8 protein-coding genes are annotated in these 20,340 nt (G+C 74.2%); 3 read left to right on the top strand and 5 right to left on the bottom strand.

All coding sequences use genetic code 11. The annotated features are described in order from the left end of the window. Window positions 1-413: 413 nt before the first annotated feature. The 3 genes from J7E86_RS04930 (at window position 414) to J7E86_RS04940 (ending at window position 4,216) form a co-directional block, all read left to right on the top strand. Window positions 414-1,841, top strand: a complete 1,428-nt coding sequence (locus J7E86_RS04930) for a family 2B encapsulin nanocompartment shell protein (RefSeq protein WP_215080121.1) — start codon at window positions 414-416, stop codon at window positions 1,839-1,841. Between the two features lie 35 nt (window positions 1,842-1,876). Continuing rightward, complete coding sequence (locus J7E86_RS04935; RefSeq protein WP_308312473.1) at window positions 1,877-3,142, top strand: family 2 encapsulin nanocompartment cargo protein terpene cyclase; 1,266 nt, start codon at window positions 1,877-1,879, stop codon at window positions 3,140-3,142. A 207-nt stretch (window positions 3,143-3,349) separates the two neighbouring features. Then, on the top strand, window positions 3,350-4,216 hold the full coding sequence (locus J7E86_RS04940; protein WP_215080123.1) for a geranyl diphosphate 2-C-methyltransferase: 867 nt from the start codon (window positions 3,350-3,352) through the stop codon (window positions 4,214-4,216). A 167-nt stretch (window positions 4,217-4,383) separates the two neighbouring features. Here the strand turns inward: J7E86_RS04940 and J7E86_RS04945 are convergent, their stop codons facing one another. The 5 genes from J7E86_RS04945 to J7E86_RS04965 form a co-directional block, all read right to left on the bottom strand. After that, window positions 4,384-5,652 (bottom strand): cytochrome P450, encoded by a 1,269-nt coding sequence (locus tag J7E86_RS04945; protein WP_251018661.1) that lies wholly within the window; start codon window positions 5,650-5,652, stop codon window positions 4,384-4,386. Window positions 5,653-5,699: 47 nt separating this feature from the next. Continuing rightward, window positions 5,700-6,965 carry an MFS transporter gene (locus tag J7E86_RS04950; RefSeq protein WP_215080125.1) on the bottom strand — a complete coding sequence of 422 codons (1,266 nt, stop codon included), beginning with the start codon at window positions 6,963-6,965 and terminating at the stop codon, window positions 5,700-5,702. 1 nt (window position 6,966) lies between these two features. Further along, a complete protein-coding gene (locus J7E86_RS04955; protein ID WP_215080127.1) occupies window positions 6,967-16,794 on the bottom strand; it encodes a non-ribosomal peptide synthetase in 9,828 nt (3,275 codons plus the stop codon). Between the two features lie 18 nt (window positions 16,795-16,812). Continuing rightward, complete coding sequence (locus J7E86_RS04960) at window positions 16,813-18,627, bottom strand: acyl-CoA dehydrogenase family protein (RefSeq protein WP_215080129.1); 1,815 nt, start codon at window positions 18,625-18,627, stop codon at window positions 16,813-16,815. 104 nt (window positions 18,628-18,731) lie between these two features. Beyond that, window positions 18,732-20,330, bottom strand: coding sequence for an amino acid adenylation domain-containing protein (locus J7E86_RS04965; protein WP_215080131.1), 1,599 nt, complete (start codon window positions 20,328-20,330; stop codon window positions 18,732-18,734). Between the last annotated feature and the right edge of the window lie 10 nt (window positions 20,331-20,340).

A 20,340-nucleotide genomic window follows, 5' to 3' on the forward strand; every position in this document is an offset into this window, starting at 1 on the left:
AAGAGTATCGAGGCCGACGTCGGAGCGAGCGCTCCGGGCAGCCGGCGGCCCGGGCAGGCCGGGCGGGCCCTCGGGCCCCTCCGTCCCTGACGGCACATATCGGCCACTCGATCATGGGGTTCGCTGGGCCGGGACCGTCGCCGGTGCCCCTGCCCCGGCTTGCTCGAAATGCAGGTCATCACGGCATAGCGGACATGATCTCCGGCCTTGATCACCACAAGGCGCCCCAGGAACCCGGGGCGGTCGCCCGGACCCCCGTCCGTTCCGTGGCGCAAATACGTCGGCGCCCTCTCGGCCGCCTCGACCAACATCATTACGCGCTGCTTCACTTGCGCGGCGGGAGCTCCTCGTAGCCCGATCGGGCTATTTCGGGGGCTCCCTCTTGACGCATGGGCCCAGAGGGAAGGACCGCGATGTCGACCGCAGCGCACCGGCAGCAGCCGGAGCAGCCCGAACAGCAGGCAGGCCGGGCACAGCTCAGTCTGGGGATCGCCGCTGCGCGGAACCTCGCGACCACCACCAAGACCGTTCCGCAGATGCAGGGCATCAGCTCGCGGTGGCTGCTGCGCATGCTGCCCTGGGTGGAGGTCAAGGGTGGCACGTACCGCGTCAACCGGCGCCTGGTGTACGAGGTCGGCGACGGCCGGGTCACCTTCGTCCAGGAAGGCACCTCGGTCAGGGTCGTCCCCGCGGAGCTGGGGGAACTGCCGCTGCTGCGCGGCTTCCACGACGACGAGGCGCTGCGGGCGCTGGCCGAGCGGTGCCGGCAGCGGGAGTACGAACCCGGCCAGGTGATCGCCGAACGGGGCCGGCCCGTCGACCACGTCTATCTGATCGCGCGCGGCAAGGTGGAGAAGGCCGGCACCGGACACTACGGCGAGCAGACCCGGCGCGGCGTGCTGGCCGACGGCGGGTTCTTCGGCGCGCAGGTGGTGGCCGAGGAGCCGGGCACGTGGGAGTTCACGGCGCGCGCGATGACGGCATGCACCGTACTGGCCCTGCCCCGGGCCGCGTACGAGGAGGTGGCGGGCCGCCACGATGCGCTGCGGGCCCACGTCCGGCGGCGCCAGGCCGAGAAGGCACGGCCGCAGAACAGGAAGGGCGAGGCGAACATCTCCCTCGCCTCCGGCCACACCGGCGAGCCGCCGCTCCCCGGCACCTTCGTCGACTACGAGCTCGCCCCCCGCGAGTACGAACTGAGCGTGGCCCAGACGATCCTGCGGGTGCACAGCCGGGTCGCCGACCTCTACAACGACCCGATGGACCAGGTCGAGGAGCAGCTGCGGCTGACCATCGAGGCACTGCGCGAGCGCCAGGAGGCGGAGCTCGTCAACAACCCCGGGTTCGGCCTGCTGCACAACGCCCACCACAGCCAGCGCATCTCCACCCACTCCGGGCCGCCCACCCCCGACGACATGGACGAGCTGCTGAGCATGCGCCGGGGGACCACGGCGTTCTTCGCCCACCCCCGGGCCGTCTCCGCCCTCGCCCGCGAGTGCAACAAGCGAGGTCTGTCCTTCGGCAGTGCCGACGTGGACGGCCACGCGGTTCCCGCCTGGCGGGGCGTGCCGATCCTGCCCTGCGGCAAGATCCCCGTCTCGGAGGAGGGCACCTCCGCCATCCTCGCCATGCGCCTGGGCGAGGCCGGGCAAGGGGTGGTCGGTCTGCGGCAGACCGGTATCCCGGACGAGTACGAGCCGGGCCTGAACGTGCGGTTCATGGGTATCAATGAACAGGCTCACATCTCCTACCTGGTGAGTACCTACTATTCGGCAGCGGTTCTCGTTCCCGACGCGCTCGGCGTTCTCGAGAACGCCGAGGTCTTCCACACCCCGTCCTGACGGGCACGACGCTCCTGGAGTGGAGAGAAGAACCTGTGTCATTGCTGTCCCGGATCACCGCTCCCACGGCCCCTCACGACATGGCGCGGCTCGTGGCCACGCTGCTCACCCACCAGCAGGGCATCCGCCCTTCCGCGCCGACGACCCTGCCCGGCACCACCCCCCGCCCGGTGGGCGCCGCCCTGCTCACCGGGCCGACGGGGCTGGGCACCTCCGCCGCCCGCATCACGGCCGGGAAGGCCACCGGGAAAGCCACCCGCAAAGCGGCCGGGAAAGCGGGGGAGGAGCGGGCCGGGAGACCGGCCGGTGACACATCCGGCGCCGCGGAGGAGGAGCGCGGCTCCGGTGTCCCGCGGCTCTACTGCCCGCCCGCCCTCCGGGACGACCCGGCACTCGGCCGGGAGGTCAACGACCGGCTGGTGGCATGGGCCGACGAGGTCGGCATCTACACCGGACGCCTCGACCACGTCCGTGCCGCCGACTTCGGGCGCCTGATGATGCTGGCCCACCCCGACACCGACGACCCCGACCGCCTGCTGGCGGCGGGGAAGTGCGCCCTGGCGGAATGGGCCACGGACGACTACTACTGCGACGACGAGACCGTCGGCTCCAGGCCCGAACTCCTCGGTTCGCAACTGGGGCTCGCCCACGCGGCCATCGACCCGTCCCACCTCCCGGCCCGTTACGCTCCCGCAGGGGAAAGGGAGCTGCGCGGCGACCCCGTCCGGGTCGCCCTGCGCTCGGCCCTCGAACACCTCGGCCGGTACGCGGAGCCGTCCCAGGCGGCCCGGCTGCGGCATGAGATCGCCGTCCTCTTCGTGGGCTACGGCCAGGAAGGCTCCTGGCGGTCCCGGGGCCACATGCCCAGCGTCCACGAGTATCTGGCGCACCGTCAGATCAACAGCTTCCTCCCCTGCATCGCGCTGACCGACGTGGTCGGCGGATATGCGCTGTCCGCCACCGAGTACGGCGACCCGCGAGTACGCCGCGCCGTGACGATGGCGGCCACGGCCGGCACACTCGTCAACGACCTGTACTCCATGACCAAGGAAAACGACTCCGGGGGCGTGGAATTCAACCTGCCCACCGTGATCGCGGAAGAGGAGCGGTGCTCCCCGCGCGAAGCGATCGAGCAGAGCGCGGCGATCCACGACGAGCTGGTGCACCGCTTCGAGACGGAGGCGGCGGCCCTGGCCCTCACGGGCTCACCTCAGCTGCGCCGTTTCCTCGCAGGGGCATGGGCCTGGCTCGGCGGCAACCGCGAATGGCACAGCGGGAGCCCGCGCTACAACGGCGCGTAGGCACGGGGGCGGTCACGCGATCGCGCAGGCCGCGTACCGCGGAGTGGCGGGCAGGCGCGCCCTGCCCGGCTGCCCGTCCTGCGCGGTGATCCGCTCTCCCGCCACCGCCTTCCTCCCTCTCCCTCTTCCTCTCCTCCTCGTGTCACGACCTCACGACCTCATGACCCACGCGACACACCCCACACGCACGCCGTAAGGAGCACCCCCATGACGACCACGCCCGCCCCCGCCGCGCCCGCCGGCGTCCTGCGCACCGCCTACCAGAAGTCCGTCGCGGAGTACTGGAACAACGAGAAGGACCCGGTCAACCTCCGTCTGGGCGACGTCGACGGCCTCTACCACCATCACTACGGGCTCGGCGACTACGACCCCTCCGTCCTGGAGGGCCCCGAGGAGACCCGGGACGAGCGCATCATCGAGGAACTGCACCGGCTGGAGTCGGCACAGGCCGACGTCCTCCTCGACCACCTGGGCCCGATCGCCCCCGACCAGCGGCTGCTGGACGCCGGCTGCGGCCGGGGCGGCACCAGCATCATGGCCAACGCACGCTTCGGCTGCCAGGTCGACGGCCTCTCCATCTCCCAGTCGCAGGTCGACTTCGCCAACGGCCAGGCCCGTAAGCGCGGCGTGGACGACAAGGTCCGCTACCACTTCCGCAACATGCTGGACACCGGCCTGCCCGCCGGCGCCTTCCAGGGAATCTGGAACAACGAGTCCACCATGTACGTGGACCTGTTCGAACTCTTCTCCGAGCACGCCCGCCAGCTGGCCCGCGGCGGCCGCTACGTCACCATCACCGGCTGCTCCAACGACGTCACGGGCCTGCGCTCCAAGGCCGTCAGCCGCATCGACGAGCACTACACCTGCAACATCCACCCCCGCAGCGCCTACTTCAAGGCCATGGCCGCCAACGGTCTCGTGCCCATCAACGTCGTCGACCTGACGGCCGCCACGATCCCGTACTGGGAGCTGCGCGCCCAGTCCTCCCTCGCCACCGGCGTCGAGGACCCGTTCCTGACCGCGTACAAGGAGGGCAGCTTCCACTACCTCCTCATCGCCGCCGACCGCATCTGACGGCCCGGGTCTCCGCGTCAGCCCGCCGCCCGGCCGTCGAAGCCGGCGCGGGCCACGTGAGACACCCTCGGACGCCCATCCGCGTCCGAGCGGTCGAACCGCACGGCGGTCGCCGGCATCCGCGGCCCGGGCCGGCTCCAGGCCGGCCGGGCCCGGAGGGGTGGCCGTCAGTCGACTCTCAGGGGGAGTTCGCGCAGGCCGCGCACCGAGCCCTCGCGGCGGCGCAGTTGGCCGGCGGGGACGGCCAGGCGCAGTGTCGGGAACCGGCGCAGGGCGGTGGCGAGGACCGTTTCGACCTCCAGCGCGGCCAGGCGCGCGCCGACGCAGTAGTGCAGGCCGTGGCCGAAGCCGAGCTGGCGGGCGGTGGCGTGCCGGGTGATGTCGAAGCGGTCGGGGGCGGTCCAGTGGCCGGGGTCGCGGTTGGCGGCGGCGACGCCGACGATCACGTACGAGCCCTTGGGTATGGTCGTGCCGCCGATCTCGACGTCTTCCAGGGCGTAGCGGCTCAGGCCGGGGTTGACCGGGCCGTCGTAGCGGATGGCCTCCTCGACGGCGTCGGGCAGCAGGGACGGGTCGGCGCGCAGCGCGGCGAGCTGACGGGGGTGTTCGAGCAGGGCGAGCAGCGCGTTGCCGATGAGCTGCGCCGAGGGCTCGTACCCGCCGAACAGCAGCAGCCCGGCCATGCTGACGAGTTCGTCGTCGGTCAGCGGGTGGCCGTCGGCGGGAGCCGTGACCAGCTCGCTGAGCAGGTCCGGTCCCGGTGCCGCGCGGCGTTCGGTGACGAGGTCGCGGACGTAGGCGTCGAAGGCGTCCAGGGCGGCCACCGTGCGCAGGGCCGCCTCGTCGTCGGCCTGGAATCCGCCCAGGACGCTCGCCGCGGTGCGGAAGAGGTCGGCGTCGGCGTCCGGCACGCCCAGCAGCTCGCAGATCACGGTGACGGGCAGGCGGTTGGCGACCGCCTCGACGAGGTCGAACCGCGGGCGGCCGGCGACGGCGTCGAACAACTCGTCCGTGCCCCGCTGGATCCGGTGCCGCAGGCCCTCGACGCGCTTGGCGCTGAAGGCGCGGACGACGAGCTTGCGCAGCCGGTCGTGGTCCGGCGGGTCGAGATTGGCCATGGCGCGGCCCAGGAGCCGGCTGGTGCGCAAGGTGACCTGCCACCGGGGCGGCAGCGGTTCGGGGGGCAGGGCCTGCTGGAGGCCGCGGGCGAGCTCGTTGCTGAGCCGGGGGTCGGCGAGCGCGGCCAGGACGTCGTCGTAGCGGGTGATGAGCCAGCGTTCGGCCCCGCTGGGCATCCGCACGAGGTGCACGGGGCCCTCGGTGCGGAGCTTGTCGAGTATCGGAAAGGGGTCCTGGGCGAAGTCCGGTGCGAGCGCGTGGACGGGGCCGGCGGCGCCCGCGGGATGCGGGCAGCCGCGCTGTTCTGCGGAGGTCATGGGGTTCCTTGGGAGTGCGGAGACATGCCGGTACGTGTGAGGGGTGGTCAGGGCGGGCTCGCGCCGGGCGCGGGCGCGGCTGCCGGTGCGGGCGCGTCGCGGCCTCGCACCGCACCCACCACGAAGAAGGCACCGGCGAGGACCTGGAGGGCCGCGAGGACGGTGAAGACGGTGCTCACCGGGAGGGTTTCCGCCGCCGTCCCGGCGCCGACCAGCCCCAGCGTGCCGCCGGTGAGCCCGGCCGCCGCGATCACGGTGAGGGTGGCCGGGCGCAGCGCCACCGGGATGCGGCTCGTGCGGACCGCGACCATCGGGGCGTTGGACAGGCCGTTGAGCAGGCCGGCCACCGCGAGGACGGCCGCCAGGCCGGCGGGCCCCAGCGGCAGCGGCAGCACGGCGAAGGCCGCTGTCTGGCCGAGCCGCCCGCAGGTGGCCAGCCGGGTGGCGGAGAGCCGCCGCAGGGCGCGGCCGACCAGCAGGGTGCCGAGCAGCGCGCCACCGCCGAACGCGCCGAGCAGCAGCCCGGCCAGCGCGGACGACCCGCCGTAGTGGAGCAGGGCCAGGACGGGCAGCATGGCGAACAGGGCCTGCCACGTCGTCTCACCGAGAACCTGCGCGATCGTCCAGTTGCCCAGCAGCCGGTCCCGCCGCACGGTCCGCAGGGCGTCGCGCAGCCGGTGACGGGCGGCCCGGACCGGCAGGGCGACGCCGGGCGGCAGGCCGCGACGGAGCAGGAACGCCGACACCAGATAGCTGGCCGCGTCCAGGGACAGGACCGCCGAGGCGCCGAGCCAGGCGATGAGCAGTCCGGCGACGGGCGGCCCCAGGAGCACGGTGAAGCGGGTCGCGCCCTGGAGCATCGCGTTCGCCCGGCTGAGCCGTGCCTCGTCGTCGCCGACGAGCGCCGGGAGCAGGGACTGCTGGCTCGCGGTGTAGGGGGCGTAGAAGGAGCCGACCGCGAACAGCAACAGCATGAACACCGGCAGCGGCAGCAGACCGAAGTGGTGCAGCAGCGGTACGAGGGCGACCAGCGGGCCGCGGGTGCAGTCGGCGACGAGCATCACCCGGCGTGGTCCCAGCCGGCCGGCCAGGGATGCCCCCATGACGCCGAAGACGGCGACCGCGATCATCTGCGCGGCCATGACGCGCCCCATGGCACCCGACGACCCGGTGGTCTCCAGGACGAACCACGGCATGGCGATGGCGCTGAGCTGGGATCCTGTCATCGACAGGATCTCGGCGACCAGGACGGTGCGCAGGACGCGGCGGGGCGCCGGTCCGGGCGGCACGGTGTGCGGGCGGGTTGACGCCATGTCAGGCCCTCGCGTCGTCGGCGACGCCGGGCGGTGGCGTGCGGCCCGGCGCCACGGGCCCGGCTTCTCCGGCCGGGCCTCCCGCCGTGTTCGCACGCGTCTGCTGTCCGGCAGGCCGTGCGCGTTCGGGCCGTGGGGCCGCTGCCCTGCGGGACGCCGCCTGCCTGGCCCGGGCCGCCCGTTCCCGCAGCGCGCTGTTCCGGGACCCGGTCGGCGGGGCGGGCGGGCCGGTCAGGGAGCGGGCCATCGCGGCGACGGTGGGGTGTTCGAAGAGAGCCACCAGAGGCAGCTCGGTGGCCAGCCGTTCGACGAGCAGGGCGTGCAGGTTCGCGAGGGAGATCGAATTGCCCCCCAGGTCGAAGAAGTTGTCGTGGACCCCGACCTCCGCCAGGCCCAGCACCTCGGCCCATGCCCCGGCGATCAGCTCCTCGGTGCCGCCGGAGGGGGCGACGCGTGCGGCGGCCACCGGCAGGTCCGCACGGCCGGGCCGGGGCAGGCGTGCCGTGTCGACCTTGCCGCTGGGCGCCAGCGGCAGTGCGGCGAGCCATACGACCGCCTCGGGGACCATGGGGGACGGCAGCCGCGAGCGCAGCCGTTCCAGCAGCTCCGCCGTGACCGGCCGCGGCCCCGCCCCGGCCACCAGATAGGCGACCAGGCTGGGGGAGCGCAGCGGGTCGCCGTGGACCACGGCCGCCGCCACCCCGGGCAGCCTCAGGAGCTCCGCCTCGATCTCGCCCGGCTCGATCCGGTAACCACGGATCTTCAACTGACGGTCGAGACGGCCCAGATACTCGATGGTGCCGTCGGTGAGCCGACGGCCCCGGTCGCCGGTGCGGTAGGCCGTCCCGGGCCCGTCACCGACGGGCCGGAAACGCTCGCGGGTGAGCTCCGCGCGGCGCCAGTAGCCCGCCGCCGTGCCCGCGCCGCTCAGCACGATCTCCCCCGTGACACCGGCCGGGCAGCGCCTGCCGTACGGGTCGAGCACCTGGACCCGGGTGCCGGCCACGGGCCGGCCCAGGGTGTTGAGCGGTCCCTCGTCACCGGCGTCCAGGTCGTGGGTGAGCGCGATGACCGTGGATTCGGTGGGGCCGTAGGCGTTACGGACCCGGTACGTGGTGCCCCGCGGGGGCCTGCGGGTGAGAGCCGCCGCGCCGACGAGCATCCACCGCAGGTGCGGCAGCGGCGGGTCGGCGGCCCAGACGGACTCCGCGAGGGGCGTGGCGAGCAGGGCCACCGAGACGCGTCGCTCGGCGAGCCACCGGGGGAGCGTGGTGACGGCGAGCGGTCCTTCGTACGGCACGACGCAGGAGCCGGAGGCGAGGGCGGACCACACGTCCCACTGGGTGGCGTCGAAGGAGACGCCGAGCAGCCAGCCGATCCGGTCCCCCGGTCCGAGACCGAACGACTCCTGTCCCCACCGGGCGAGTTGGGCGATGCTGCGGTGGCGGACGGCCACGCCCTTCGGCTCGCCGGTGGTGCCGGAGGTGTGGACGACGTAGGCCACGGCCTCCGGGCCCGGTGCCGGGGCCTCCTCGCCCGGGGAGTCCGGTGCGTGGCGGGTGCCGTTCGGGCCCGCGCCGGGCTCTCCGGCGCCGGACAGGGTGAGGACGGTGGCCCCGGTGGCGGTGAGCCGGGCCGCCGCCTGCCGGTCGGCGGTCAGGACCGCGCAGGCGTCCACGTCGGCCAGCAGGGCGTCGACGCGGGCGGCCGGCGCGGTGGGCTCGACGGGGCAGAACGCCGCGCCCGCGTACCAGGCGGCCAGCATCGCCACGACGAGAGCCTCACCGCGGTCGAACAGCAGCGCCACCACCGGGTCCTCGGCCCGCAGGTGCGGACGGATCCGGGCGGCCAGGGCCCGGGCCCGCTCGTGCAGGTCCCGGTAGCTGAGCACACCACCGGCCGTCGTGACCGCCGGCGCGTCCGGTGTGTGCCGGACCCAGTGGGCCACCAGCGCCGGAACGCTCGTGGCGGGCGCCGCGTCGGCTCCGCCCTCCCAGCCGCGCAACCGCTCCTCTTCCTCCTCGCCGACGAGATCGAGCGCGTCGACGCGGGTGTCCAGGGCCGTGGGCAGCACGGTCAGCAGACGGCCGAACAGGGCCGCCACCTGCTCGACGTCGGCGCGGCGGTACCGGTCGCCGCGGTAGGCGACGCGGCAGCCGAGGGTGTCGCCGCTCAGCGACAGCACCACGGTCAGCCCGAGCTTGCCGAGGTGGCCCGCGCCGTCACCGGCCAGCGGCAGCCGGGCCAGCGGGCTGCCGGCCAGCCGTGCCGGCCGGCCCGGCTCGGTCTCCAGGCTCAGCGTCACGTCGGCGTAGGGGGTGCGGCCGGGCCGCCGGGCGGGGTTCAGCCGCTCCACGACCTCCTCGAACGGCGCGCCGCCGTGCTCGTACGCGTCCAGCACCTCGGCGCGTACCGATCGCAGCACGTCCAGCAGCGTCGCGTCCGGCGCCGGCCGTGACCGCAGGATCACCGTGTTCAGGCACGGGCCCAGCAGGCCGGCGAAACCGGGGTGGTCGCGGTGGGCCAGCGGGGTGGCGAAGACCACGTCGTCCCGGCCGGTCCACCGGTGCAGCAGGGCGGCCAGCGCACCCGCCGCGAGCTGGTACGGGCTGAACCCGTGAGCTTGCTGCACCGGCCGCATCCGCTCCAGCAGGTCCGCGGGCAGCGGCACCGCGACGGACCCGTTGGGCCCCGGCACGGCGGGGGCGGGGAACTCCGTGTACTCGGGCGCCCCTTCGAGGTGCTCCGCCCAGTGGGCCAGGTCCGCGGCGCGCCGCGCGGTACCGCGCTCGGCCTCCTGCGCGGCGACGAAGTCCCGGTACTGCACACGCCGTCCGGGGAGGCCGAGAGGCCCGGCCTCCCCGGCGGCGGCCGCCGGGCCGTCGAGCTCCAGGCGGTCCAGTGGCAGCCGCAGGGCGGACGGCAGCGCGCCGAGCAGTGCGGTGAGGCGGCGGGCGACACGGCCGGCCTCGGCGGACGTGATCCGGTCGCCCCGGTAGGACAGCGCCCCGCTGAGCCTGCCGTCCTGATCGACCAGGGTGACGGTGAGCGCGAACTTCGTCTCCCGCCGCCCGATGGGCTCCATGAGGGCGGGCGTGAGGGTGCCGTCACCGAGCGGGGCGGTGCGTCCCGTGAGCAGGTTCATGTTGAGCGTGACGTCGGCGTAGGGCGTGCGGCCCGGCTCGCGCGCCGGGTTCAGCCGCTCCACGACCTCCTCGAACGGCGCACCACGGTGCTCGAACGCGTCCAGCACCTCGGCGCGTACCGATCGCAGCAGGTCCAGCAGCGTCGCGTCGTCCGCCGGCCGCGACCGCAGCACCACCGTGTTCAGGCACGGCCCGATCAAGCCGGCGAAACCGGCCCGGTCGCGGGTGGAGACCGGCACGGCGAAGGTGACGTCCCGGCGGCCGGTGGTCCGGTGCAGCACCGCCGCCAGAGCGGTGGCGGCGACCATGAACCACGACAGGCCGTGCTCCTGCTGCAACGGGTGCAGGCGGGCCGGCAGGTCGTCGGGCAGCGCCAGCGCGATCGCACCGTGCGGCTCGGCATCGCCGGGTGCGGGCAGCGCGGCGTAGGGGGGTGCTCCGGCCAGGTGCCGGTCCCAGTACGCCAGGTCCGCGGCGCGCCCGGCGCTGCCGCGTTCGGCCTCTTGCGCGGCGGTGAAGTCGCGGTACTGGGCGGCCGGGGCGGGCGGGTCGACGCCTTCCTCGGCGGCCCGGTAGCACTGCTGGAGTTCTGTCAGGAGGGCGGGTATCGACTCGCCGTCGATGACGAGGTGGTGCAGGCACAGGAGCAGCATCCGGCCGCGGTCGCCGAGGTCGGCGAGGGCCGGGCGCAGCAGGCGGCCGGACGCCGGGTCGAACGGCTGGGCGGCCTGTTCCTCCACCCAGGCGCGGATGCCCGGGTCCGGGTCGGCGGCGTCGCGCAGGTCGACGCGGTCCAGCGGCGGCGTCCAGGGGGCGCCGATGTGCTGGCGCAGGCGTCCGCCGTCCTCGGCGAAGGCGGTGCGCAGGATCTCGTGGCGGCCGACGAGCAGGGTCAGGGCCTGCTGCAACAGGTCGTGATCCAGTCCCTGAGGGGCCCGCCAGGCGAGCACGATGTTGTAGGCGGTGTCCTGGGCGAAGCGTTCGGAGAGCCAGACGCGCTCCTGGAATCCCGAGGCCGGCGGCGCGACGGCGGCCGTGTCGCCGGACCGCCGGGCCCGCGGCACGGGGGCTTTGCCGCCCTGTTCGTCCACGAGATCGGCGAAGTCCTGCAGACGAGGCCGCTCGAACAGCGCCCGTAGCGGCACGGTGACGCCGAAGCGGTCGCGGACCTGGCCCAGCAGACGGACGGCGAGCATCGAATGGCCGCCGAGGGCGAAGAAGGAATCATCGGCACCGACGCGCGGCAGGTCCAGCAGGGCCGCCCACAGGCCGGCCACCGCCTCGGCGGTGGGCGTGGCCGGGGCGCGTCCCTCGGGTGCCCGGAGCGCGACGGCCGCCGCGCGCAGGGCGTCCGGGTCGAGCTTGCCGTTGGCGGTCAGCGGCAGGGCGTCGACGGTGCGCAGGGCTCCGGGGATCATGTACTCCGGGAGCACCGCGCGCAGATGGGCGTACAGCTCGGCCGGTACCGGCGCCTCGCCACGGGGCAGCAGGTAGCCGACGAGGCGGTCGTCCTCCAGGAGCACAGCGGCGTCGGCGACGGCGGGATGCTCGCGCAGCCGGGCCTCGATCTCACCGGGCTCGATGCGGTAACCGCGCAGCTGGACCTGAGAGTCGGCGCGGCCGAGGAACTCCAGCACACCGTCCGGGCGGTAGCGGGCGAGGTCTCCGGTGCGGAAGAGCGGGCCGCGGCCGAAGGGGTTCGGCACGAAGCGTTCGGCGTCCAGCTCGGGCCGGTTGAGATAGCCCGCCGCGACCCCGGCACCGCCGACGTACATCTCCCCGACGGCGCCCACGGGCAGCAGCCGTCGCCCGGTGCGCGGATCCATGAGGTGGACGGAGGTGGTGGGGATCGGAGTGCCGATGACGCTGCTGCCGCTCCCGGCGTCGGCGCGGGTGACGGTGCGCGCCGTGACGTGCACCGTGGTCTCGGTGATGCCGTACATGTTGACCGGACGCACATGCGGGTGGCTGTCCAGCCACGGTGACAGCAGGGCGGGCGGCAGCGTTTCGCCGCCGAAGACGACATAGCGCAGGTGGTCGAGCGGGTCCGGGTCCTCCTGCTCGGCGGCCAGGAGCTGGCGGAACGCGCTGGGCGTCTGGTTGAGCACGGTCACCCGCTCGCGGCGCAGCAACCCCAGGAAGCGACGGGGGTCACGGGCGTCGTCCTCGCCGACGAGCACGACCCGGCCGCCGTGCGCGAGCCCGCAGAACAGCTCCCACACGGAGAAGTCGAAGGCGTAGGAATGGAACATCGTCCATACGTCCGCCGGGCCGAAGGAGAACGGGAAACGGTCATTGCTGATCAGCCGGACCGCGTTGCGATGGGTGAGCACGACACCCTTGGGGCGGCCGGTGGTGCCCGAGGTATAGATGCAGTACGCGGGGGAGTCCGGACCGACCACGGGCAGCGAGGGACCGGGGCCGGCCGACGGATCATGCGCTCCGGCGGCCGCGAGCCCGGCCGGCGCGACGACCTCACCGGTGAACGCGGCCGGAACCGCCGCCGGTTCCGGCCACCCGTCAGGCCCGTCCGGCACGATCACCCACCGGGCGCCGGAGTCGGCCAGGATGAACTCCTTGCGCCCCTCCGGCAGAGCGGGATCCAGCGGCAGATACGCCGCGCCCGCCAGCAGCACCGCGAGCATCGCCTCGACCTGGGCCGCCCCGCGGGGGAGCAGCAGCGCCACCCGGTCACCGGGCAGCACGCCCCGGGCGACGAGCCCGGTCGCCAGCAGCCCGGCCCGCTCCAGCAGGTCGCGGTAGGTGTGGTGGGTCACGGTGGCGGTGGCGGCGTCGGTGAGCGCGGTGGCCTCGGGCCGCTGCTCGGCCCGCGCCCGCAACAGGCCCTGGAGGGTGGTCTCCGGGTACGTGGCGTCGGTGGCGTTCCAGACCGACAGCTGTGTCCGCCGCTCGTCGACGGTCAGCGGTTCGGCCGCGCCGATCGGCTCGTCCGGCGCGGTGAGCAGGGCGCGCATCAGCCGTGCGTAGTGCTCGGCCATCAGCCGCATCTGCGCGTCGTCGAAGTACAGCGCGTTGAACACCAGCCGGCCCGTGTCGCCCTGCCGGCCGGGCCGCACGAACAGGTGGAGGTCGTACTTGCCGTGGCCGCCGCCCGTCTCGAGCGTCCCGGCGGCGGTGCCGTCCGGCGCGGTGACGGACGTGGGCCCGTCCGCCCAGGTGAACAGCACGTCGAACAGGGCCGTGCGGCTCATGTCCTTGGCCGGGTTCAGCCGCCGGACCAGCTCGTCGAACGGGGCCCGGTCGTGCTCTCTCGCGTTCGCCAGCTCCGCGGCGACCTGGGTGGCCAGCTCCTCGAACGAGGTGCCGACGGCGGGCCGCAGGCGCAGGGGCAGCAGATTGGCGAGCGGGCCGACCACCCGGCGGTCGCCGTCGCGGCGGCCGTTGTGGGCGACCCCCACCAGCATCTCCTCCTGGCCCGAGTACCAGCCGAGCAGGGCGGCGAACGCGGCGAGATGCACGTCCTCCCGGCTCAGGCCGTGCCGCTCGGCGAAGGCGGCCACCGGCAGGTCGTCCGGCAGCTCGACGGGGACGGCCCGCTCCTGGTAGACGTGGATCGCCGCGCGTGGACACCGCTCCGGCAGGCGCAGCGGTTCGAAGTCCCCCCGCAGGGCCGCGGCCCGGGCGTCGAGGTCCTGTCGCCGGTCCTGCTCCGAGCCCGCGTCGAGCCAGTCCAGGTAGCTGCTGCCCGTGACGTCCGCGCCGCTCAGGGCGGCGAGCAGGTCCTCGGCGACGACGAGCAGTGCCGTGCGGTCGACCACCGCCTGGTGGCCGAGCAGGGCCAGCCACACCGTGCCTTCGGGTGAGGGCTGCGCGGCCACGCGCAGCAGCGGCCCCCGGCCGAGGTCGAACGGCTCCTGGGCCCACGCCCGGAGTGCCTCGGGTGCCTCCCCGGGCTCCTCGGCCGCCGTGTCGAACCATCGCGGCACCACCTGCGCCCGGGCGTGGACGCGCTGCACGGTCCGGCCCTCGGCCACCTGGAGGTCGGTACGCAGGGCCTCGTGCGCGGCGACGACCCGGTCCACCGCCTGCTGGAGGTGCGGGGCCGCGGGCGTGCGGTCCAGGCGCAGGAAGAGGGGCAGGTTGTGGTAGACGGGCGCGGTCGGGTAGACGGTGCCCTTCTCGAACTGGTCGATGAAGCCGATGCGTTCCTGGTGCGGCGACGCCGGGCGCAGGTCGTGGCCGGCGGGCCCGGCCGGGAGCGGATCCGTTCCGTCGCCGGGGCCCCGGGGTGAGGCCGGTTCCGCTGTCGCGCGGTCGTCCGCGGCTTCGTCGTAGCACGCGGACAGCTCGCTCAGGAAGACCCCGGCGGACTCGCCGTCCCACACCAGGTGATGCAGGCAGAGGAAGAGCACCTGTTCGCTCTCGCCCGTCTCCAGCAGCGTCGCCGTCAGCAGCCGGCCCTCGGCAGGAACGAAGCGGTGACCGGCGGCCCGGTCCAGCCAGTCCCGCAGCGCGGTGTCGCGGTCGTCGCGACCGCAGAGGTCGACGTGGGCGGGCCGGGGCCGCCACGGCTCGTCGACGTGCTGCCGCAGCAGCCCGCCGTGCTCGACGAAGCGGGTGCGCAGGATCTCGTGCCGCGCGACCAGCAGCTCCAGGGCGCGGGCGAGGGTCTCCACCTCCAGCGGAGCGCCGGGGACGCGCCAGGCCAGCGGCACGTTGTAGGCACCGGTGCCGGGGTCGATCCGCTCGGCGAGCCAGATGCGCTGCTGGAAGCCGGCGGCGGGGAACGACCTGTCCTTCGCGGGCTGCGGTGCCCGCTCCGGCACGGCCGGGACGCCGTCCGCGGCGAGGTCCGGACAGGCGTCCGCGGTGGTGTCCGAGGGCGCCTCCCGGACACCGAGGTGGGCGGCGAAGTCCCGCAGCCGGGGATACTCGAACAGGGTCCGCAGCGGCACGTCGCGGCCCAGGCTCCCGGACACCGCGACCACCAGCGATTCGGCGAGCAGCGAGTGGCCGCCCAGCTCGAAGAACGAGTCGTCGGGCACGATCCCGTCGATGCCGAGCACCTCCTCCCACAGCCCGATCATGGCCGTGAGCGAGGGCGTGACCGCCTCGTCCGGGCCGGGCCGGCGCGCGGCGGCGGGCTGCTGGACCGTCTCCACGCGCAGCACGGGCGCCCGGCCGGCGAAACCGTCGCGTACGCGCGCGAGGACGTCGGCGACCGCCACCGGCTCGTCGACGAGAAGCCGGGCGTGCAGGTCCGCCCCGCCGCCGGTGGGGGTCACCACGGCGCGTCGTACCGCCGGGTGCGTGGCGATCAGCGCCGCGACCCGGCGCGGCTCCACGGGCCCGTGCGCCGTGGCGACCCGGTCGGTGAGGTCGCCGACGGCGGCGTCCGGGTCGTCGGCGACGGCCTCCAGGACGGCTGTGTAGTCGTCGGCCAGCATCCGCAGCAAGGTCGCACCGACCGCGCCCGTCGGGTCCTTCCACAGCACGTGGGTGCCGCCGCTGTCCTCACGGACCATCACCGCGAGCGTGTAGTCGGCGCTGCTCTCCATGCCGAGCAGGGTCAGGGCGCACTCCCGGCCGTCCGCGCGCAGCCGCAGGTCCCGCACGTCCACGTCCTCGCGCAGTCCGGCGTGCCAGTACTGGAAGACGGTCCGGTGGGTGCGGGCACGGGACTCCCAGCCGGTCAGTCCCGCCTCGCGCAGGATCGCCGGGAGCGGCAGCTCACCGTGGGCCATGGCATCGCGCAGTCCGGCGCGCAGGGTCCGGACCACGGTGGCGTACGAGTCCTCACCCCGCACCTGGTGCCGGACGGGCAGGGCGTTGACGAAGTAGCCGACCGTCTCCCGCGCGGCGGGGTCCACGCGGCCGTGGAACGGGATGGACGCCAGCAGGTCCTCCTGGCCGCAGTAGCGGCGCAGCAGGGCGAAATAGGCGCCGAAGAGCACCGTCACGTAGGACACGCCCAGTTCCCGGGCCCGGGCGCGCAGCCGCGTGGCGAGCTCCGGCGCCAGCGCGGTGTCCAGAACGGTGTAGCGGGGCTCCTCGACGGACGAGGGCAGATCGAGGACGGGCAGGTCGCCGCCCAGGGCCCCACGCCAGTAGGCGCGGTGGGCATCGCCGGCGGGGGTGTCGGTCAGCTCGCGGGAACGGGCCGCGAAGGCGGCGAGTACGGGACCGGGGCCGGCGACATCGAGCGGTTCCCCGGCGTAGGCACGGCGCAGCCGGTCGAGCAGGAGGAGGACCGAGGCGCCGTCGAAGACCAGGTGGTGGACGGAGGGGAGCAGTACGGTCCAGTCCGGGCCGTGCAGCACGTCGATCCGGGCCAGTGGCCCGCGCCGCAGGTCGAAGGGGCGCTGCCAGGCACGGCGTACCTCCTCCTCGAGGCCGCCGGTCACGGTGTGTTCGACGACGGGGACGGGCGGCGCGTCCGCCCAGCACAGGACCGGGCCGTCCGGTGTCCCGCCGATCCGGGCCCGCAGGTGCGGGTGGGCCTCGCCCACCGCGGCGACGGCCTGCCGGAGCCGGTCGACGTCCAGCGTGCCGCGGACGCGGAAGGGGGTGGGAATGATGTGGGTCCACTGGCCGGGGTCGAGCTTCCAGGAGACCCACATGGCCTCCTGGCCGACGGACAGCGGAATCTGCTGGACGCCCGGGTCGTGGACAGGGCGCGCGGGCACGGCGCGGGTGCTACCGGGGCCGGAGGTCGTGGTCATGTGCTGCTGCTCCTTGCGTCAGTGCCCGGCCGGGGCGGCGGCGTCGGCTTCGGCGACGAGGTCGTCGGAGAGGTGGTGCGGCCCGTCGGCGGCGAGCCAGGCGGAGCTCATGCCCGCGAAATCCGCGTCGTCGTCCCCTTCGCCGGACGCGGCGTGGTCGAGCCGGTGCCACAGACCGGCCAGGCGGTGACGGGCCGTGGTGCAGTACAGGTCGGCGAGCCGCTGCCCGTCGCCGTCGCCGTCGTCACCGGCCACCGCGCTCATGCGGGAGGCGCGGGCGAGGCAGGCCGACATGGCGAGCAGCTCACTGGTGATCCCCGAGAGGAGGACGATCACCCGCTGCCGGGCGATCAGATCGGCCTTGTCGGGGTGACGCCGGGCCAGATCGAGGCAGGTGCGGCCGAACCGGTGGACCGCTTCGGCCACCGCGTCCAGGTGGGCGCGGTTGCGGACGGTCAGGACCGCGTCCCTGGGGTCCACGACGGGTGACGGGCCGGCTTCCAGCCCGGCCGCGTGGTCCGGCTCCGGGTAGTAGTACGACAGGATCCCGCGGCCCGCGATCCAGTTGTCGATCTGGAAGTCGACGCCGCCGGAGATCCGCATGTTGCGGACGTCGCGGACGGCTTGTTCGAGCGGGAGGGCGGGTGCGCCGCGCCGGGCCTTGCTGCGCGCGGTCTCGTACCCCTCCGCCGCCAGGACCGACATCGTCCGGTCGGCGATCCGCCCGGCCGTGACCGAGCCGATGTTCTTGGCGGCGTTCTGCTCGAAGGCGAGGTTGCGGGGCAGCCCCAGGTCCTCGCTGAGCAGAGCGGCGCGGGCGACGCTCTCGATGGCGAACGTCTCGGACAGGGACTCGGCGAGCTGCCGCCGGATCTCCTCGTACTCTCCCAGCGGGCAGTCGTCGATGGTGCGGCGGTTGATGAAGTCCCGGGACCAGCGCAGGCAGAGCTTGGCCACGGCGAGCGAGGGCGCGACGATCATGTGGAGGCGGCCGCGGACGACGAGCCGTGAGACGGCCGGGGTGAGCCGGGACCGGTGCTCGCCCTCGGCCTCGACGAGCTGGTGCCCGGCGGGCACCCGTACGTTGTCGAGGGTGATCCAGCCGTTGGGGAACCCCCTGATACCGGAGAACTCCTGCCACGCGCCGTTGCCGAAGCCGGGGGTGCCGGCTTCGACGAAGAACACCCGGTTGCGCTCGGCACCGTCCTCGACGACGGAGGCGGTCACACTGAACAGGGAGCCGACCGGGGCGTGGCCGACGAAGACCTTGTGCCCGTTGAGGACATACGCGGCGCCGCCGTCGACCGGCTCGGCGGAGGTGAAGCGCCGCTGGTTGGCCGCCCCTTCGGGCTCGGTGTCGGCCGTGCCCGACAGCCCGCCGCCCACGACGTGCTTGTGCAGCAGTTCCTTGAGCGGGCCGTCGGGCACCACGGGCAGGAAGGCCGGGGCGCCGACGGAGTTCTCGATGCCCATGACCAGGGCGACGGGGAAGCACCAGCCGGCAGCGGCCTCGATCACGCGGAAGGTGTTGAAGTGGGACAGGCCGAGACCGCCGAGGTCCGGGCCGAGCTGGAGCCCGAGGTAGCCGTGGGAGCGCAGCTCGGCGAAGAGGCCGTCGGGCAGGCGCCCTTCGGCCTCCACGGCGGCCGGGTCCACACGCTCGCGGAGGAAGGCCCCGAGCGCGGCCACGGCCTCGTCCCCGCGGGCCTTGTCGGCGGCGTCCTGCTCGGGGAAGGGGTGGAGGAGGTCCCAGCGGAACCGGCCCTGGTAGAGCTCTTCCAGGAAGCTCGGCCGGTCGGGTTCGCTGATGAGGTTGCGCGTGCGCTGAGCCACGAGGGGGTCCTTTGCTGCCGTGCCCGGCCGGTATCGGCGGTACCGGGCTGCGGTCGACGTGTGTACGGGTCTCCCCGCGCACGGCGGGGGACGGCGGTCCGCGGTCAGGAGGCGACGGGTGAGGTGCGCCGGGTGGGGGCGGCGGTGAGCTGAAGGGCCAGTGCCCGGCGGTCGGTCTTGCCCGACGGGCCGAGAGGAAGCTCCGGCAGCCGTACGAAGCGGCCGGGTACCAGGTGCCGCGGCAGGCGGGCGAGGGCGGCGGCACGCAGCCGCGCGGCGGCCTCGTCCGGGTCGACGCCCTCGGCGGCCGTCCAACAGGCCGTCATCATGGGTTCGCCGACCCGGCTGACGGTCTTGACCACGACGAGGTCCCGCACGCCCGGCAGGCCGCGCAACGCGGCCTCGACCTCGCCCAGTTCGATCCGGAAGCCGTTGATCTTGACCTGGTCGTCGGCCCGGCCGGCGTAGCACAGCACACCGCCCGGCAGCAGTCTGGCCAGGTCTCCGCTGCGGTAGTAGCGCCGCGGCGGGCCGCTCGCCACCGAGCGCTCCACGAATCGCTCGGCCGTCAGGTCCGGCCGGCCGAGGTAGCCGAGCGCGACACCGCTGCCGGCCACGTGGATCTCACCGGTCCCGCCGGGCCGCACCGGCTCGCCGTCCTCGTCGAGCACCCGCAGCTCCCACCCCTCCAGCGGCTCACCGAGGTCGAGCGCGAAGCCGGACGCCGCGTCGGTGGACGGATCGCCGTCCAGCTCGGCGTCGGTCAGCGGACGGGAGGTCACCAGGACCGTCGCCTCGGTGATCCCATAGGTGTTGACGAATCGGGTGTCCGTGCCGAAGGCCCGGCGCCAGGCGCGCACGTCGGCGACGTCGATGGACTCGCCGCCGAAGATCACATAGCGCAGGGCGGGGGCGGGCGTGGTGCCGGGGCGCACGGCACGCACCAGGTGGCGGAAGACCGACGGCACCACGTTGAACACGGTGACGCGCTCGCGCACCAGCAGGTCGAGCGTCTCGCGGGGCGAACGGGCCGCCTCCTCCGGCACCACGACGAGCGTCGCACCGTGCGCGAGCGCACCCCACACCTCCCAGACGGAGAAGTCGAAGGAGGCCGAGTGGAACATCGTCCAGACGTCGTCGGCGCCCAGTGCGTACCGGCTGTCGCAGGCACGGACGAGCGCGAGCACATTGCGGTGCGGCACCTGCACACCCTTGGGCCGCCCGGTGGAGCCCGAGGTGTAGATGACGTAGGCGGGTGCCGCGGGGTCGGTCCCGGTGGCGGGCGCCGGGTCCGGCAGGTCCACCGGGTCCGGTTCGTCCAGGCGTACGACGGGCAGGCCCGCCAGGCCGGCGGGCAGCTCCCGGTCCGAGACGACGAGCGACAGCGCGGCGTCCCCGGCCATGAACTCCAGCCGCTCGGCCGGGTAGGCGGGATCGAGGGGGACGTAGGCGTGGCCGCTCTTGAGCACCGCGAGCATGGCGACGACGGTGTCCGTACCCCGCCGCAGGTGCAGGCCGACACGGCCGGCGCCCGCGGGAAGCAGCGCGTGCAGCCGTGCCGCCAGCCGGCCGGCCCGGCGCGCGGTCTCGGCGTAGGTGAGCGAGCCGTGTTCGTCACGCAGAGCCGTCCGGTCCGGAACACGTGCGGCTTGTGCGTCGAAGAGGTGATGGAGAAGGGCGGGGACGGCCGGCGGGTGCGTCATGGTGGTGGAC

Source organism: Streptomyces sp. ISL-11 (assembly GCF_018614525.1).
Classification (GTDB): Bacteria; Actinomycetota; Actinomycetes; order Streptomycetales; family Streptomycetaceae; genus Streptomyces.

What these genes read in the sequence shown, in the direction of transcription:
- J7E86_RS04930 (WP_215080121.1), top strand. Translation starts at nt 414, where the DNA reads ATGTCGACCGCAGCGCACCGGCAGCAGCCGGAGCAGCCCGAACAGCAG.
- J7E86_RS04945 (WP_251018661.1), bottom strand. Translation starts at nt 5,652, where the DNA reads ATGACCTCCGCAGAACAGCGCGGCTGCCCGCATCCCGCGGGCGCCGCC.
- J7E86_RS04955 (WP_215080127.1), bottom strand. Translation starts at nt 16,794, where the DNA reads ATGACCACGACCTCCGGCCCCGGTAGCACCCGCGCCGTGCCCGCGCGC.
- J7E86_RS04965 (WP_215080131.1), bottom strand. Translation starts at nt 20,330, where the DNA reads ATGACGCACCCGCCGGCCGTCCCCGCCCTTCTCCATCACCTCTTCGAC.
- J7E86_RS04950 (WP_215080125.1), bottom strand. Translation starts at nt 6,965, where the DNA reads ATGGCGTCAACCCGCCCGCACACCGTGCCGCCCGGACCGGCGCCCCGC.
- J7E86_RS04940 (WP_215080123.1), top strand. Translation starts at nt 3,350, where the DNA reads ATGACGACCACGCCCGCCCCCGCCGCGCCCGCCGGCGTCCTGCGCACC.